The organism is Rhodopirellula sp. J20-39, from assembly GCF_057365095.1.
In genome coordinates, this window is sequence record NZ_CP195123.1 from 1,961,483 (window position 1) to 1,979,035 (window position 17,553).

Annotated in this window: 11 protein-coding genes; 5 read left to right on the forward strand and 6 right to left on the reverse strand. The window is 55.4% G+C overall.

Going from position 1 to position 17,553, the window contains the following annotated elements:
* Window position 1: 1 nt before the first annotated feature.
* Complete coding sequence (locus ACR3ZL_RS07095; protein WP_473648578.1) at window positions 2-1,582, forward strand: SPFH domain-containing protein; 1,581 nt, start codon at window positions 2-4, stop codon at window positions 1,580-1,582.
* Between the two features lie 433 nt (window positions 1,583-2,015).
* On the opposite strand, the gene ACR3ZL_RS07100 is transcribed toward ACR3ZL_RS07095, so the two are convergent.
* Entirely contained in the window at window positions 2,016-3,572 is a 1,557-nt protein-coding gene (locus ACR3ZL_RS07100) for a prenyltransferase/squalene oxidase repeat-containing protein (protein WP_473648577.1), read from the reverse strand.
* 610 nt (window positions 3,573-4,182) lie between these two features.
* Here ACR3ZL_RS07100 and ACR3ZL_RS07105 point away from each other — a divergent pair.
* The 4 genes from ACR3ZL_RS07105 to polA all read left to right on the forward strand — a co-directional run bounded on the left by ACR3ZL_RS07105 (window position 4,183) and on the right by polA (window position 11,483).
* Window positions 4,183-5,928, forward strand: coding sequence for an endo-1,4-beta-xylanase (locus tag ACR3ZL_RS07105; protein ID WP_473648576.1), 1,746 nt, complete (start codon window positions 4,183-4,185; stop codon window positions 5,926-5,928).
* A 167-nt stretch (window positions 5,929-6,095) separates the two neighbouring features.
* Window positions 6,096-6,839, forward strand: a complete 744-nt coding sequence (locus ACR3ZL_RS07110) for a DUF726 domain-containing protein (RefSeq protein WP_473648575.1) — start codon at window positions 6,096-6,098, stop codon at window positions 6,837-6,839.
* 6 nt (window positions 6,840-6,845) lie between these two features.
* Window positions 6,846-8,339, forward strand: a complete 1,494-nt coding sequence (locus ACR3ZL_RS07115) for a sensor histidine kinase (RefSeq protein WP_473648574.1) — start codon at window positions 6,846-6,848, stop codon at window positions 8,337-8,339.
* Between the two features lie 57 nt (window positions 8,340-8,396).
* Window positions 8,397-11,483, forward strand: a complete 3,087-nt coding sequence (gene polA / locus ACR3ZL_RS07120; protein WP_473648573.1) for a DNA polymerase I — start codon at window positions 8,397-8,399, stop codon at window positions 11,481-11,483.
* A 162-nt stretch (window positions 11,484-11,645) separates the two neighbouring features.
* On the opposite strand, the gene ACR3ZL_RS07125 is transcribed toward polA, so the two are convergent.
* The 5 genes from ACR3ZL_RS07125 to ACR3ZL_RS07145 form a co-directional block, all read right to left on the reverse strand.
* Complete coding sequence (locus ACR3ZL_RS07125) at window positions 11,646-11,999, reverse strand: cytochrome C oxidase subunit IV family protein (RefSeq protein ID WP_473648572.1); 354 nt, start codon at window positions 11,997-11,999, stop codon at window positions 11,646-11,648.
* Between the two features lie 89 nt (window positions 12,000-12,088).
* Window positions 12,089-13,369: a cytochrome c oxidase subunit 3 gene (locus tag ACR3ZL_RS07130; protein ID WP_473648571.1), complete on the reverse strand. Its 1,281-nt coding sequence runs from the start codon at window positions 13,367-13,369 to the stop codon at window positions 12,089-12,091.
* A 143-nt stretch (window positions 13,370-13,512) separates the two neighbouring features.
* The gene (locus tag ACR3ZL_RS07135) at window positions 13,513-15,255 is read right to left on the reverse strand and encodes a cytochrome c oxidase subunit I (protein ID WP_473648570.1); all 1,743 of its coding nucleotides are present in this window, start codon (window positions 15,253-15,255) and stop codon (window positions 13,513-13,515) included.
* A 156-nt stretch (window positions 15,256-15,411) separates the two neighbouring features.
* Window positions 15,412-16,536 carry a cytochrome c oxidase subunit II gene (locus ACR3ZL_RS07140; protein WP_473648569.1) on the reverse strand — a complete coding sequence of 375 codons (1,125 nt, stop codon included), beginning with the start codon at window positions 16,534-16,536 and terminating at the stop codon, window positions 15,412-15,414.
* Between the two features lie 83 nt (window positions 16,537-16,619).
* Window positions 16,620-17,549, reverse strand: a complete 930-nt coding sequence (locus ACR3ZL_RS07145; protein WP_473648568.1) for an SCO family protein — start codon at window positions 17,547-17,549, stop codon at window positions 16,620-16,622.
* Window positions 17,550-17,553 lie beyond the last annotated feature (4 nt).

Consider the following 17,553-nt stretch of genomic DNA (forward strand, 5'->3'; position numbering starts at 1 on the left):
CATGAGCCTTCGCCGATATCAATCGTGGGCCGGATTGGCCTTCAGCAGTTTGTGGATTCTTCTCGGATTGTACTTCGCGTTCATGTGGTTCTTTTGCCGCGTGTACGTTGATGAAGGACACAGTTTGCAGCTTCGTTACAAAGGTCCGTTGTTGCTTGGCGGGGTGGAATCGCCACCGAACCGTCTTGCCAACGAAAATGAAATTGGTGTTCGCGACAAGATGCGCGGACCCGGTCGCCACTTCTACAACCCGATCTACTGGCAACGAAAGATCGTGCCGGACACCGTCATCAAGCCAGGACAAATTGGTGTGGTGACTTGTAAAGTCGGCGATGAATTGCCGTCGGGCGAATTTTTAGTCGACGGGGATCTCGAAGGCGAAAACCAAGCCAGCCAAAAGGGCATCCTGCGAAAAGTCTTTGGTCCCGGACGCTACCGCGCGAACCCTTATAAGTTCGACTTCAAGATTGTCGGTCTGGAACGTCGGCAGGTAGGCAACCAGCAAAAGACCAGTGGTTGGGTTGAGATCCCGACGGGTTACGTGGGTGTGGTCACCATGCAAACGGACAACCAAATTTTGGGCCTGAAAGCTGGTATCCAAGAGAATGTCTTGCAGCCAGGTTTGTATCCCATCAATCCGAAAGAACAGGAAATCGACATCATCGGTGTGGGATATTCCGAGTCCAGCATCTTGAGCCGCAAGCAAACCGATCAGGCGGGCAACACGCTCTACGATGACCAAGGTGAACCACTGGCCGTGCCCGGTTCGGGGATCAATTTCCCCAGCAATGACGGTTTCGATATCCAGTTGGACTTCACGGCGATTTGGGGGCTGATGCCTAAAGATGCCGCGGAAATCGTCCGGTTGTTTGGCAACCTGGAAGCGGTCGAACAAAAAGTGATTGAGCCACAAAGCGAGAGCATCTGCCGCAACAACGGTTCGAAAATGGGCGCGATCGAATTGCTGGTTGGCGAGACTCGAGAAGAGTTCCAAACCAATGTCAGCAATGAGTTCCGTAAAGAACTAAGCGAAAAGCGAATCTCGATGCTCTACGGATTGGTGCGGCACACCTACATTCCTCAAGCGGTTCGCGTGCCGATCCAGCTTGGTTATGTCAGTGAAGAGTTGCGATTGACCCGCGATGAAGAAACCAAGACGGCTCGCATCGAAGCGGACTTGCGAGAAGCCGAGCGGCGTGTGGAATTAGAAGCCGAACGTGTGGTCGTCGAAACCGAACGCAAGCGAGCGGGCAAAATGGCCGAAGGTGAGAAAATGGCCAAGGAAATCGGTGCCGAAACGGAACGGTTGGTGGCGACGATTGATCGTCAAACCGCTGACCTTGTCGCTAAGAAATCGGTGTTGATCGGTCGAGCCACCGCAGGTGCGAAGCAGCTTCAAGAAGAGGCCAAGGCTGACAAGTTCCGATTGGCGGTGCAGGCGTTTGGTTCACCGGGAGCGTTCAATAAATGGGAATTCGCCGAGCAGTTGCCTGAGACGCTGGATCTGAAGTTGTTCTACGCCGGCGAAGGCACGCTGTGGACGGACTTGGATAACATCCAGCCCACACTGCCAGTGAAATAGTTCTTGGCAGTGAAATAGTTGTTGCCAGCGAAGTAGTTCTTGGCTGCGAAGCAATTGCGAATCCGAACTGCGTAACGCAGGTTGGATGATAGGTAACGCAAGGTTGGACGCAGCGGCTTGCTGAGGATTCGGTTCCTTGCTTGCCAGCCTGCTAAGCAGGCTGGTAGGTCACCGGCTCGTATAAGCTAGAGCGTTTTTGAAAAGGATGTAGCCGGTATCACCAGACTCCGGTGCTCTGAAGTCTGTCGAATCCAGCTACAAAGACCAATCACGTAACGACCCAAAGTAGGCCGGATGATGGAGGCTTTGCGACGCCCATCCGGCAGACGCATGATTGCCGGAACGTCGCTGCGCTTGGTCCGGCCTACGAACCACAAACTGAATTCTGGCGAACCCAGCTACCGGGATCGGGCACGTCCAATTTCAAAATGTTCTAGAGCGGGAAGTCGTCTTCTTCATCCTGTTCAGCGTATAGCGGCATGTGCCGGTAGTAGACTTCCAGGATCATCGTGGCCAGCGAAGTGACGTAGAGTCGGCCAGCATCGCCGTGCGATGGTTTGATGTACCAGCTTCCCTTCGCTCCGCCCGATTCAGCCTGTTTGGAAACGAGATAGTCTCGAAGTTCTTGGTTGAACTTCTCCCATTCCGGGCCCCCGTTTTGCCGAAGCACCTGGGCTGCATAATAGTTGTAGTACATATCGGACTTGGAAGGTCCGCTTTTGACCAGCAGCTTTACGCCTTCTTGCAACGCCTTGTTGTTCTTGTCCCAGCCCGTGTACATACGACATAGCAAGCCCACCGCTGTCGTCGTCAACCGAGGCTTGGTGACGGGTTTGTCATAGCCGTACCACGCACCGCCTTTGGATTGGACTTTGTCGAGGTATCGGGTTGAGCCTTTGATGGTTTGCGGTGGGATGATCAGGTGTCCCATGTAGCCGCTCTTGAGCGCCATGAGTTGCCAACCGACCACCGACGTGTCGCCGCCGCGAGCTTCACGTGGTTGGTATCGCCAGCCACCATCTTTGCATTGGGCCGCGACAATGAAATTAAGTGCGGCTTGAGTTGGGCCAGCCAACGCGGGATCTTCGGTCATCGCGTACGCTTCGCTCAACGCGATCGTTGCGAGTCCGTGCGAGTACATGCCGCTGCCACCGGGTTCGGTCAAATCCAAAACCGGAAGTCCCATCTCTTTGCCGGGCTTGCCGTTCTTCACCAAGAACAGCAATCCACGCCGGACGGCTTTTTGGAAGTCGCCTGACATATGTGTTTGTCCGGCACCTAAGAATGGCAACAACGCCATCGCCGTGGCGGCATTGAAGGCCGTCGATCGTTTTTCGTCGCTGCCGTGGTCGCAGGCGTTCTTGCAAACCAAGTTATGTTGAAACGTCCAGCCGCCGTTAGGCATCTGGTGCAACGATATCCACTTTAACGCTTCGGTGACCGCGGCTTCGCTGGCCGAGTTGCCGCCGTATTCTCGCAGCAGCTTCTTTTTCATTTGGCTTGATCGGCTGTCCATTTCGGACATCGTCGCTGAAGCGAGAGTTTGCAGACTGGCAGCGGCGGGTGCCATTTCGGAAGCAAAGTCAGACATCTCCATCGGCACGGCGGCCATTTCCATGGGCACGTCGACCGCAACCGGTTCAGCCATCTCGAGCGATTCGCTGACTTCTACCTCTTCGCTGAAGTCTTCCATCTCTTGCATTTCACCCGGATCGATTTGCTCGATGGTGAACTCTTCAATTTCAGGTCCGTCCTCACCCGATCCGGTTGCCGACAACACGTTGACGATCTTGACTGGATCGGCAAGCGTCACCAGTCCTAATGCCAAGATGATGCCGACATGTAGCAGCGTGCTGACCAACCATGCCGGGGCGGATCGCAGGAAGCCCATTCGACGTTGAGGTTCGTCGTCTAGATCGTCTGCGAACGCCGGCAATTGATTCGATAGGGCATCCAAATTGGACAAGGTAGGGTCACTGGATGTCGGCATGAGAATCCTAGAGGAGGTCAGGGTTCGCTCTAATAACAGCACCTCATTATAGGTGGCTGATTCAACTTTGTGGGCGATTAAGGCGGCATTCGGCGTCGAAGCGGGCGTCTTTTTCGACGCTGGCACGAATCCGAGGATACCGTAAAGCGGAGTGTTTACAATCTAGTAGCGTCGGTCCACTTCGCCTCGCCAATCGGGGGTGGCAGGGTCATCGATCTGACTAGCCAGACTTCTCGACGGGGGGCTCGCATCGGATTGAAAAGCCACCGCCGTAGGTAAAGGAACACCCAGGCTTCGCCGAATGTACTCGCCGTTTTTGAAAAACAGCTCAAGGCGGGGGAGTCAGTTGGCGTGATTCGGAGTTTCGATTTACCGGTCAATGGACTGTCTTGGACGCGGCACAGGTTTGGTAAACCGGGACGAGTGTCCTCAATTGGGTGGGGTCTCGCTGGGCAGTTTCCGCGTTTCGGCTTCGCTTGATTGTTGGCATTCTTGCCGCCGGCAAAGTGAACACTCGCTATCACGTCGCTGCACCGATATGCCGGGGACGCCCGTTTGGGAGCGTGTCATTCGGATCGGTGTGCATTTCCTTTTTCGCAAAGTTTTTCCTATGAATCTGCTCCTTCGATCTCGTTTCCGTCCATCAAAATCGACCATGTTTGGGGCAACGCTGGGTTTCGTCGTCGCATTGTTGCTGTCCACGCCGGCCGCCTTTGCTCAGTTTGCGGGCCAGGATTCTTTTCCGGGGCATCGGTTCAAGGATTTGGCACCACCGGACTTTGCGATCGGTGGCGTGATGGGTGGCTACGACACGCCAAGCTTTGAATTGCCAACATTGGAATTCGCGAAGTCCGAATTCAACGCGGTGACTACCAAAGCGTTCATGCCGTTTGGTCCGTGGGATGATCCGAACCAACCGATTGATACGTCCGGATTAACTCGAAACGTTTCGTGGGCGTTAAGCAACCAGATGCGTGTGCACGCTCACGTGTTGGTGTATCCGACGGAAAATGTTCGCTTGCCATGGTTCCGTGATCTGCCGAACGAAGAGGTCGAAGCAAAGCTGGCTCAATATGTATCGACAATGGCGACCAGCACGGCAGGCCGCGTTTGGGTATGGGACGTGGTCAATGAAATCATCGGTGACAATGGTGACGCCATGGATGCCGATGGGCTTCGTATCGGCCTCGGGTCGGGCGATGGTTTTTTGCCTTACAAAGAATACGCAGCCATGGGACCTGAGTATGTCGCCAAGGCATTTCAGTGGGCTAAGGCGGCGGATCCGAATGCGATTTTAATTGTCAATGAATACTCCGTTGAGACGATTAACGATAAGTCGGATCGATTGTTGGCATACTGCATCAAATTGCGAGATGCTGGCGTGCCGATTGATGGCGTGGGTTTTCAAAACCACTGGTTGGACGTGCGGTATGAGCCCGACTTTCCGAGCATCCGAGCCAACTTCCAGCGATTCGCTGACGAGGGCTTTCAGGTTTTTATCACCGAAGCCGATATCGCTTCGACCATTACGTCCAACCCCGATCAAGAACCACCAACGGCGGCGCAGCTTCAGCAGCAAGCCAAGGTGTTCCGGGAACTATTGCAAATCGCATTGGACCAACCGGCTTGTAAGTCGTTCTTGATGTGGGACTTCACCGACGAAACGTCGTGGTTGCAGGACACCGATTTCACGCTCACGCTGGCGGACCGCCGGCCGGGTTTCCAGGACACGGTGATCCCGCCGGGCACATCGATGTTTGCGACCCCAATGAGCGGCGGGCTAAACGATCCGATTGAGCCGAAGCTGGCTTACTTGGAAATGCAGGCGGCGTTGGTGGACAAAGCCCCGGATCTGTATCGTTTGAGCAGCGGATGGGACAATGAAACGTCATACTTGGCCCGATTCGGGTCGCCTGACGAGAACGGCAATTTCGTTCCCGCCGGTGATGTCTACTTGGATCAACTCGACGAGACGTCGATCGACTGGAGCAGTTTGCAGTGGCAGCTCGAAAAGGTTGACACGGGCGTCTATCGGTTCCGCAGTGCTTGGTCCGACGGAAACGATTATCTAACTCGTCAAGGGATCGAGGACGGCAACGGGCAGCAGCTTCCTGGGTTTGTTTTGGGAATGCAAAGTCTCAATGAGTCTTGGTCCAGTCAGTTATGGTCGCTTGTGCCCAACGGTGACGGTGGCTTCCGGATGCTTAGCGGCTGGTCGCCCGGCGATGGAGTTTTGACGCGAGAGGCAGCCGGCCAAAATGCCAATGGCGACTATGTGCCGGGGCCGGAAGTGCGAGTTTATCCGGCGGCGGACTGGTCGAGTCAGGTTTGGTATTTCAGCCGGGTGACGCCTTAACGCTGGGGCGCGTTGGGGGCACGATTTGCCTGATTGATTGAGTCGTTGTGAACGTCGTGTCCGAAGCGGTGGAAGCTTTGTGTGCGTTTTTAAGCCCGTTTTTTGCACTTGGGCAGTCATCGACGGGCACTTATCATGGAGTCGTTCACCAACAATAGGAATTTTGCATGACCGTTCGCCTTCGTGGTATCAACGAAACCGATCGCGGACCCATTCATTTGGTGATCGCTGGCTATCGTGCTCAACCGGCGACGAGTCTGATCCAGGCTGCGAACCTGTCCGGCGCAACCTATGCGGTTCATTGGGCGGCCGGGAAATGGGCCGAGGCGGGTGCTTCGGTCGGCGTGATGGCTCGTTCGGTTCAAGTCGGCGTACCGGCACTGAAGGCGGGACGGATGCTAGCCGGCGTGGGTTCTTTGGCGGGTGGTGCCGGCGGGATGCTGGTATTGGGTGCGGGGCAATTTCGGCATCGGTATTGGTGTGCTCGTCGGGATGGAAAACGCTTGGCGACGATGCTTGAAACCATTCCTGGGATTCGCACGCGGCCACTGCACTTGATTGGCCATTCGTTGGGGACCGTCGTGATTCGCTCGGCGTTGGAAAGCCTCGTTGAGGACTACCGAATTGAAAACGTGATGTTGATGGGCGGTGTGGCGGGACGCGATGGATGGGAATCGGTGGGCCAGCGGTTCACCGGCCGATTGGTGAATCTGTATTCACGCCGCGACGCGATCTTGTCCATCGCACCGATCATGGAACGCTTGGTCGGTAACGGCGTTGTCGCGACACCTTGTCCGAAGCTATCGGGATCTCGCTTGACCAATCATGACTTGTGCCGCGAGCTTCCCAACCCGTTCAATGCGATTGCTCATCACAGTGGATACTGGAAACATTTTGGTCGGTATCTCTAAGGCGTCATGTCGTTAATTTCATCCGCGCCGCTAGGCTCGTCGACCTGGTTGTTGCGTCTGCGATCGTTTGCCAGTATCGGGCAATTGATCACCATCGTGGCGGCTTACTTTGCCACCGGAGGTTCCCTTCCGGTGGTGCCGCTGTGCATGCTCGTCTTCATGACGGCGGGAACCAACTTTATCTACGGTTGGTGGCTGTATCGTTTTCCATCACGGTTGGAATCCGAAAGCGAGTGTAACGGCACCGCTTCGCGAGTCGCCTTCGGGTTGATGTCGCTCGATTTGGTGACCCTGACGGCGATGCTTCACCTAAGCGGTGGAGCAGACAACCCCTTCAGCTTTTTCTATTTCGTGAACCTCGCCGTGGGCGGGGTGATGATGCAGCGGGGCGCGGCGTGGACGCTGACCGGATTGGCGATGGTCGGTTACATCACGTTGTTGTTGGATTCGTGGCCGGTTCGCGGGTTGAGTGTCCAGACGATCGATCCATTGATGTGGCGGATGGGTAGCTTGTCGATGCGCGACATGGTATCGCTCTTAGCGTTTGTGGCCTGCGGGACCGTGGTGACCTATTTCGTTTCGCGGACATCCCGCAGTTTGCGTGCTCGAGAAGAAGACCTGCGTCGTAGCCAATCCGAACAAGCCGATGCGGTCCGGTTGGAAGGCTTGACGACACTGGCGGCTGGAGCGGCCCATGAATTGGCGACTCCGTTATCGGCGATTGATATCGCGTGCCGCGAACTTTCTCGTCACCTGGAGAGCGTCGAAAAACCGTCTTCGGTCGACGATGACCTTGCGTTGATCGACGGTCAGTTGCACATGTGTCGTCAGGTTTTGTCTCGCATGCGGTCGGCGGCGGGTGACGCCGTCGCGGATCAATGGAATCGCATCACGTTGGGTGACCTGATCGATACGACGCTGGAAGGGATTCGGGACCCACACCGCGTGGAAATTTTGGAGCCGGACACGCCGTGGTTTCCTGATGTCTCGCAACATTCGTTGACAGTAAACGAAGGTGACGACACGCCCGCTTGGGAATCACAGCCGATGTGGTTGCCGCAAGAAGCGGTCGCACAAGCGATTCGTAACTTGATCCATAACGCTTTGGACGCCAGTGAACTGGAGCCTCGTGCTGTTTTAACTCACGAGTCGCAACCGGAACCGCTGGATTCGGACGCTGCGGAAAGTGTTGAATCGGGATCGGCGGGAATCCAATCGACAGCTACCCAAGAAGTGGCTACCAATGGCAACGTTACGTTGCAGGCCCAGCGACTCGGCAACGAGATGGCTCTGTACGTGGTTGACCATGGCCACGGAATGTCCGAAGAGGTGCTTGATCGGGCCGGTGAACCGTTCTTTACGACCAAAGAACCGGGCCGCGGAATCGGTCTGGGATTGTTCCTGACTCGCAATGTGATCACTCGGTTGGGTGGGCGGTTGAATTTTGAGTCGAACCCGGGTGCAGGGACCCGCGCGACGGTGATCTTGCCGCTGCCTTGAGTGTATAACAGGCGGGATTCTGCCTGCCCGCTTCACTCGTAAGAACCCGAGCCAACGATGGCGAAACGTCGCCCTGACGCTGACAACGACGACCAAATGTTATTCAGTGGGTTTGAGGACTCGCCCGAAACGGCTGATGCGGCCAAGCCAGCCCCAATGTCGAAAGATTCAGGGTCGAAAGATCCAGTGTCCAAGGCAAAGAAGCCGACTGAGAAGCCAACCGAGGAATTAGCGAAGGGAGCAACGCAAAATCCGGCTGTTGAGCGAGCACCGACTGCTGCACGTGACACGGCGACCGGTCGAGGTCCCGCAAAGCCAGATTCGGATGATCGCAAGCAACGGCACGCTGCCGTGGCGATTGGTGATGAGTCGTTGCCATTGGTCTTGCGTCACACCATTGAGCCCGCCGCGGACGAAGATACGCCTGACCTAACCGATCAGTTGGTTGTCGTCGTTGACGCTCACTCGTTGATCTATCAGGTCTTTCACGCGTTGCCGCCGATGACCAGTACCGGCGGGTTGCCGGTTGCGGCTGTTTATGGCTTCGTCGGCGACATGCTCGAACTAATCGATCGCAAGCAACCGGATTATTTGATCGCAGCGTTCGATAAATCCGAGTTCACGTTCCGTAACGAGTTGTTCAAAGAGTACAAAGCCAATCGCGATTCGATGCCCGATGAGCTGCGGCAACAAATCCCCCTGATTCGACTCGCCATCGACGCGATGGGCGTCGGCATCATGGAGCAATCCGGCTTCGAGGCGGATGACTTATTGGCCACGGTGGCGGCCAAAGTGGAAGCGGCGGGTGGCCGTTGTTTGGTGGTCACCAGCGACAAGGATTGTCGGCAACTGATTACCGAAAAGACCCGAATCTACAACATACGTAAGAACGAAGAGATTGATGCGGCCAAGTTGTGGGATTTGTGGGGCGTGCGGCCGGATCAGGTGATCGATTATCAAGCGTTGGTGGGCGACCCGGTCGACAATGTGCCCGGGATCTCGCTGATCGGGCCGAAGCTTGCCCAGCAATTGTTGGAAGAATACGAGACGCTCGAAGGCGTGCTGGACAATGCGGAAAAACTATCCGGCAAGAAACGCAAACAGAATCTGATGGAAGGCCGCGACAAGGCGATGCTCAGTCGTGAGTTGGTGGCTTTAAAGAAGGACGTGGAATCGCCGATTCCATGGAGTCGCAGTGTGAAGTCGGCCGCTGATCTGTCTCGCGTCGATGCGATGCTCCAAGAGTTTGGATTCCGTCGCCTGCGTGGGCGAGCGGCTGAATTGCTGGGCGATGGCGAAGCTGTTAACGTCGAATCGGAATGGTCGACGAACTACCAGACAATCACCACCGAAGAACAACTCAACCAGCTTGCTGGTACGCTTGCCGAGCAATCCTGTATTGCGGTCGATACCGAGACCACATCGACTCACGCGGTCGGTTGCGACCTGGTAGGAATGTCGATCGCTTGGGCGCCCGGCGAAGCGGCTTACATTCCGATTCGGGCGCCGATGGGCGAGCTGGTTCTAGACGAAACATTGGTGCTCAATGCATTGCGACCGGTGTTGGAATCGTCGGCGATTGAAAAAGTCGGGCACAATATCAAGTTTGACGCGATCGTTTTGAAGTCAGCCGAAACGCCAATTCGGCTGCGTGGGATTACAACCGACACGATGGTTGCCGATTACTTGTTGCAGCCCGGCGGACGCAACCACACGCTCGACGATATGTCTCGCCGTCGGCTGGCTCACACGACTACGTCGATCAAAGAACTGATTGGGACCGGCAAAAAACAAATCCGCATGGATGAGGTTCCCGTCGATGAAGTCGCACCCTACGCGTGTGAAGACGTCGACGTGCCGCTGCGATTGGCGGAAACCCTTCGACAAGAACTCGCCAACGAAGAATTGGGCGAGCTTTATGAAACACTTGAGATGCCGTTGATCGATGTGCTGGTTGAGATGGAAAGCAACGGCATTCGCGTCGATGCAGGTACATTGGCGGAAATGAGTGGACGGTTCGAAAAAGAGATCGCCGATCTAAAGGCGTTGGTGTACGCCGCCGCGGGGCATGAGTTCAATCTGGACAGTCCGAAACAACTTGGCGTCGTTCTTTTCGAAGAATTAGGCCTGCCGGTTATCAAGAAAACCAAGACCGGGGTCAGCACCGATGCGGACGTGCTTTCACAGCTATCCGTTGATCACGAAATTGCCCGGCATCTGTTGCTGTATCGCCAAGCGACCAAGCTGAAAAACACGTACATCGATACGCTACCCAACCTGATTTGTGAAAAGACCGGACGCGTTCACACGTCGTTCCGACAGGATGTGGCCGCAACAGGACGGCTTAGCAGCAGCGAGCCGAACCTGCAAAATATCCCCATCCGAACCGAACAAGGCAAAGCGATTCGCGGTGCGTTCACGGCGGGGCATGACGGTTGGATGTTATTGGGCGCTGACTATTCGCAAATCGAATTGCGTGTGTTGGCGCACTACAGTGGCGACGAAGCGCTATTGGCCGCCTATCGAGACAACGCGGACATCCATACTCGCGTCGCGGCGGAAGTCTTTGAAGTCGATGAAGCGGATGTCACCAGTGATTTACGACGGATCGCCAAGACGATCAACTTTGGAATCGTATACGGCCAGAGCCCATTCGGTTTGGCCAAAACACTGGCGATCCCGAAGGACCAAGCCCGCGATTACATCGAGCAGTACTTCCAGCGGTATGCCGGTGTCGAACAATTCATGATCGACACAATCGCTCGGTGTCGCAGCGAAGGCTACGTCTCGACGATGCTGGGGCGTCGACGCGAGATTCAAGGGGTGCGGGACCTTGCCCAGTTGCCCGAGTCGAAGCGTCGCAGTCTGACCGAAGCGGAGCGAATCGCGATCAATATGCCGATTCAGGGTACCGCCGCGGACCTGATTAAGCTCGCCATGCTGAAGGTTTACCAAGACCTGCAAGAGAGCGATCTGCAGGCCAAGTTGCTGCTGCAGATCCACGATGAACTGCTGTTGGAGACGCCAGCCGAAGAGGTCGAGCCGCTGACTGACTTGATCGTCTCGGCGATGTCGGGCGTGATGGAGCTGGACGTCCCGCTGAAGGTGGACGTCGCATCGGGGCCAACTTGGGCGGACTGTTAGGCCCGATGCCAAGGCGTCGGATTCGGCGCCGATTTTCGCCGGCCAGAGAGCCGAGCGAGGTAGAAATGCGACCGACTTCGGTCAGTCGCTGGTGATTGTAGCTAGGCGCTGAATGGCTTCGGGATGCTGACCCAGTCAGTGTCAGGCCAAAGCCAGTTACGACTACATGCCGGCTTCGGCGACTGGCTCGTCTTGGATCGGCTCGAACGAATTGGAGGTCATCTTGCTATCACTGAGCGTGATGATGACGAACAATCCGACAAAGACGAATGACGACAGGAACACGATGATGTTGAACGGTTTGTCCGCGATCAGGTGCATGAAGAACAAGCCAACCAACACAGCCTTCACGGTAGCGATTCCCATCACGACCGCGATATCGATGCTGCCCAAGTCAAAGCTAGCTTGATAGACCGTGAGGATGGTCAGGAACACCAACGCAAAGAACACGCCGAATAGCACGGACAATGGCATTGGGTGAGCGAAATCTTGACTGTCTTCTGGGTGAGCCGACATCGTAGAGGTTCGTTAGTGTAAGAAGTGATAAAAGCGGTGTCGTGCCGCCGTCGACTGGTTGGTTGACCAGTCGAGAGCGGAGCATGTGTCTACCGAATCAGGTAGAGAAGTGGGAACAAGTAAATCCAGATCATGTCGACGATGTGCCAATACAGCCCAACGTAATCAACCGGTCCGAAGTAATGCTTGTTGAAGTCTTGGCGAATGGCTCGGACCAGCAGCCAAACCAGCACGCCGATACCGGCCAAAATGTGGATCGCGTGGACGCCGGTCATGCAGTAATAGATGCCGAAGAAGACGCCTGCTTGACGCTTGGTTTGCACGTCCTGCTCGGTGCTATCGATGCCCATATCCACTTCAACGTCCGAAGCAACGATTTGGCCATCGGCGAGTTCCGCTTGAGCGTGCTTCGCTTTCAACAAGCCCTTCGCACCCGTATTGATGTCTTGAGCCGCAAGCAGTTCAACGGCAGCGTCATCGCCACCGACCGACGAATCGGTTGCGGCAGCCACAGCGTGCGACTCGTCAGCATGATCATGATCGTGATCGTGATCGTGATCGTGATCGTGATCGGCACCTTCCGCGTGGGTGTGCTCACCATCGACTTGTGCGACGGCGTGCTCGCCATGGCCAGCACCGTGATCTGCACTGTCGCCACTTTCCAGGAACATTCCTAGGCCGACACCCAAGAAGAAGCTGAGGCAAACGACGAAGAGTGGCTTCGCACATTCGAACTGGAACTTCTTATCGCGGACGAAAGCCATCACGCCCCAGATGGCAACGCCAATGGTCAGCAATGCGAACGGGGCACATAAGAAGTAGAGGCTGTTGTGCAGGAAGTAGGCTGTGCTTTCGGTGAAGCCATGCTGCTGCACCAATTGTTCCATCGTTGGATGGGGATTCGCTTCGTTGTAGAAGTAGCTTCCTGGTGGTAGCAGCCCCATGCCCCACTTGTGCGAGTATTCAATCGACTTGACGCCCAAGAAGACCATCGCACACGACAGTGTGGTGGCAATCAGTGCGGCAAGCTTTTTGTGTTCCTCGGTTTGGGCACAACGCACCGCCCAAGCCATCGTCAGCGAACTAAAAAGCAATACACCGGTGTTGATCGCACCAAGCTTGGTGTTCAAGAACTGGCTGCAACCTTCAAAAACTTCGGGACGAAGCATGCGGAAGATCGCGTAGGCACAGAACATCCCGCTGAAGAACAGAACTTCCGTGACCAAGAACAACCAGATCCCCAACTTGCCGCTGTCGAACTGTTGTTCGGGGGTTTCGAAATGGTGCGCAAGCCAACTCGGGTGGTCGTGGTCATGGCCGTGCGAATCGTTTGTTTCAGATTCAGAAGGCAGGGAATCAATGGTTGCCATTATCGGGACGACTGCTGGGATTAGCTGAAGTGGAAGCCGGCCTCAAATTGAAACCGACGCAAGTTATAGCCGATCGTTCGTTGCGTGCACGAGACGATCAGCGAGACATTTCGCCGCAGGATTAGTGCCCTGCGGCAATGAAACTAGTGTTGTTCGCCAGCGTGAGCCGGCACTTCTTCGGGTTGATTTTCGGGAACCAGTTTTCGTTCTGGTTCGGTCGAAACGTACCGTTCACCTTCCGCGTCCCACTCAATGTTGTGGAAGTCATACGGATCGCCCACAACCGGTGGACGTTCGAAGTTGTAGTACGGTGGTGGGCTGGTGCAGCACCATTCCAAAGTCGCTCCGCCCCAAGGATTGGCTGGGGCACGTTTGCCTTTGAACAGTGAAATCATCAACGTGATCAGTGCGTAAAGCAGACCCGTTCCCAGCAGCAGAGCTCCATAGGTGCTCATCTGGTGCAGGAACGCGAACTCCGGATCGTAGGTTGCATATCGGCGAGGCATCCCGCGGCTGCCCAGCACGAATTGTGGCAGGAAGGTCAGGTTGAAACCGAGGAAGACCAGCAACGACGCAATCCGGCCGTGTGTTTCGTTGTAAAGTTTGCCGACCATTTTTGGCCACCAGTGGAACACACCGCCCAGGAAGGCGATCAGAGTTCCGCCGACCATCACATAGTGGAAGTGGGCCACGATGAAGTACGTGTCGTGAAGGTGCAGGTCAGTCGCCAACGTTCCCAGGAACAAACCGGTCAAACCACCGATCGTGAACAGGAAGATGAACGAGATCGCGTAGCACATCGGCGTCGTTAGGCTGATCGAGCCCTTGTACATCGTCGCCAACCAGTTGAACACCTTAATCGCCGACGGCACCGAAACGGTAAATGTCAACGCGCTGAAGATGATCGTCGTCAGCGAGCTCATGCCCGATGTGAACATGTGGTGTCCCCAAACCAGGAAGCCCAGCAACGCAATCGCGATCGACGAATATGCAATGAAGCGATATCCGAAGATGTGCTTGTGGCTGTGGACACTGATCAATTCACTGATCACACCGAACGCTGGCAGAATCATGATGTAAACAGCAGGGTGGCTGTAGAACCAGAAGAAGTGCTGGTAGGTGACCGGGTCGCCGTTGTATTCCGGATCGAAGATCCCGATGTGCATTGTTCGCTCGGCGATCAGAAGCAACAGCGTGATCCCCAGAACTGGCGTGGCCAAAACTTGGATGATGCTGGTCGCGTAGGTCGCCCACAGGAACAGTGGCATCTTGAACCAGGTCATCCCTGGTGGACGCATCGTGTTGATCGTGACGATGAAGTTCAGCCCGGTGAAGATCGAACTGAATCCCAGGATGAACGCACCCAGCGTCGCCAGGATGACGGAAGTATCCGTTGTCGTTGAATAGGGCGTGTAGAACGTCCAGCCCGTATCCAAGCCGCTGCTGAACAGTGCCGATACGAAGAAGATCGCCCCGAACACCCACAGATAGAAACTGCTTAGGTTCAGCCGCGGGAATGCCACGTCCTTGGCACCCAACATCACAGGCACCAGGAAGTTTCCTTGGGCCGCCGGGATACTCGGGATGATGAACAGGAACACCATGATGGCCCCGTGCAGCGTGAACACCTGGTTGTAGATGTTGTTTGCTTCCGCACCGGTGAACATCCAGCCTTCCGGATCCAGCAGGTGCAAACGAATCCCCAGGGCCAACAGGCCACCGACGATGAATGCGCCTACAACGCCGACCAAGTACATCAATCCGATGCGTTTGTGGTCCAGCGTGAACATCCAGCTCAGGATGCCTGACGAGTTGGTTAGGTAATTTTCGCGATCGGTGGGGTAGCCGGGATCACGGCTGGTCGAGGGCACGCTGGTCGTGGCCATGATATTGCCTCTTATTGAAACGATCTGTCTTCGATGGGGTGTTTAAGGTGGTGAGTGACTTCATTGAAGCCCGCACCGCCTTGGAAACCGTGGCTTCAGCCTGGTTTCCGGTGGCTGGGAACTCAGCGGGTCGCTGGGTTCCATTTGTTCGTAATGTTACTTCTGGGTATTGAGTTCTTTCAGGTACTCAATGATCGATGCGATATCGTCGTCGCTGAGTTGACCCTTGTAGCTCGGCATCACAGGCTGGTATCCGGCGACAACCTTCGCTTTAGGAGCGATGATTGATTCCCGAATGTAATTGTCATCTACGACAATTTCGTCGCCGGACGCTAAACCGTGTTTGGAGCCGTAAAGGTCTTTGAATGACGGACCAACCAACTTGCTGCCGTCGTTGGAGTGACAGCCCGCGCATCCTCGTCGATTGTACAGCAAAGCTCCCCATTCTGGCATCGAAACTTCGCCGCGGGTGCTGTTCGCTTTGATCCACGCATCCAGTTCTTCCTGGGTTTCGTGGACCACTACCGCAGTTTGCATCTCGGAGTGGTTTGTACCGCAATATTCAGCACAATACAGGTCGAAGAAGCGGTAACCTTCGGGGGTGAATTGGTGCTTGTCGTAGTCCCACGGCACGCCCTTGTTCTGCTCGGTGGCCTTGGCCAAAACCTCAGGATCGACCTTTTCGCTAGCTACGGTGGGTTGGAACCACATGTAGTTGTAGCGGCCCGGGACGATGTCCTTTTTAGCTCGGAAAGCAGGCACGTAAAGGCTGTGAATCACGTCGGTGCTACGCATCGACAGTTTCGTGGGCTCGTCTTTGACGATGTGCAATTCGGGGTGGAACGTGCCGGCACCGTAATCCATGGTCCAGCCCCACTTGAAGGCTTGAACGCCGATGTCGTAAGCACCTTCCGGGGGCGTTCGCATATCCAAGTAGGAAATCGATCCCTGGACGAACATCCATACCAACAAGATCGATGGGCCGACGGACCAAGTCAGCTCGAGAGCCGTGTGGTGCGACAGTTGGCTTTCCGCCTTGGTGCCCTTTGCCTTGGTGTACTTGAACACTGTCCAAACCATGAACGCCATCATGGGAATGAAGAAGATCAAACACACGTACAGGATCATGTTGTAGACCCAGTCCACTTCCGAAGCGAACGAGGACGCTTGAGTCGGGAACCAGAAGCTGTCTTCGACGTCGGCGAGGATTCCCAAGTTCGGCATTCCAACAGGTAGAAGGAGAGTCAGATCGTACATCAGATTTTCAGTGGCCGCGGTCATGGTCGGTCAACCGATTCGGTTGTCAAAGTAAAATGATTTGTGTTTTGTCGTCGCGTTCGCCAAGAACGCGATTGCTGTTTCGTTCAGGAAGTCTCGGCGACTTTCACGTTGTGTTGAGAAGCCGATTCGACTTTCCCTTTTTTGCCCAGCCAATATGGAAGCAGAACCAAGAACATCGCGATCATCGTGACCGCCCCGCCCAGACGCATGATCTTCCAAGCTTGTGGGACGTAGCTTCCCTCAGCCGGGTCGTAGCTGTAGCACCACAGGACGAACTGATCAACGATTCCGCCGACCTCTCCTTGTCCGGCTTCGACCAACGCCAATTTCATTTGATCGGGCGGGAACGCGACGCCGAGTGAGTAGCGGGTGATCACACCGTCAGGCGAGACAAACGCCAGCATCGCCGGGTGAGCGTACTCTTTTGTCGTAGGATTGTACTTGTACGAAAAGCCAACTTCGTTGGCGAGTTTCTTTACGACTTCAGCGTTGGTACGTGTGAACGACCATCCCGATTTCGCATTAGGGTGCGATGGAACTTGTTCGAGGTACTTCGCTTGTGTGTCTCGCAGTCGTTGGTCGGTTTCGGTCGGGTCGATGCTGACACTCAATAATTGGAAGTCATCGCCAATCTTCAGTTCGCCTTTTTCCAGCGACTGAGCCAATTGGTTTAGCTGCACGTTGCAGAGCATCGGGCAATTGCTGTAGTTAAGCGTTAAAATCAACGGACGGGTGCCGTCGAGGTAATCGCCTAGTCGGACCTTTTGGCCCAGTGAATTGATCAGCGGTAAGTCGGTGCTGAGTTGTGCACCCAGTTTTTGCTCAACCGTTACGTCGCGAACTTGTCGAGGCACACGGTCGTTCAGCAGAACATCCGCACCCTGCTGCATCGCACCGGTGTTGGGCTGTGCAGTCGCCAGCGAACCCCAGCTAGCCGCCAGCGCGAACGCAGCCAGCAATGCTAAGGATTGGCTTGTGGCGAAATAGCGGCGAGGGAAACTGGATTGGGGCACTGGA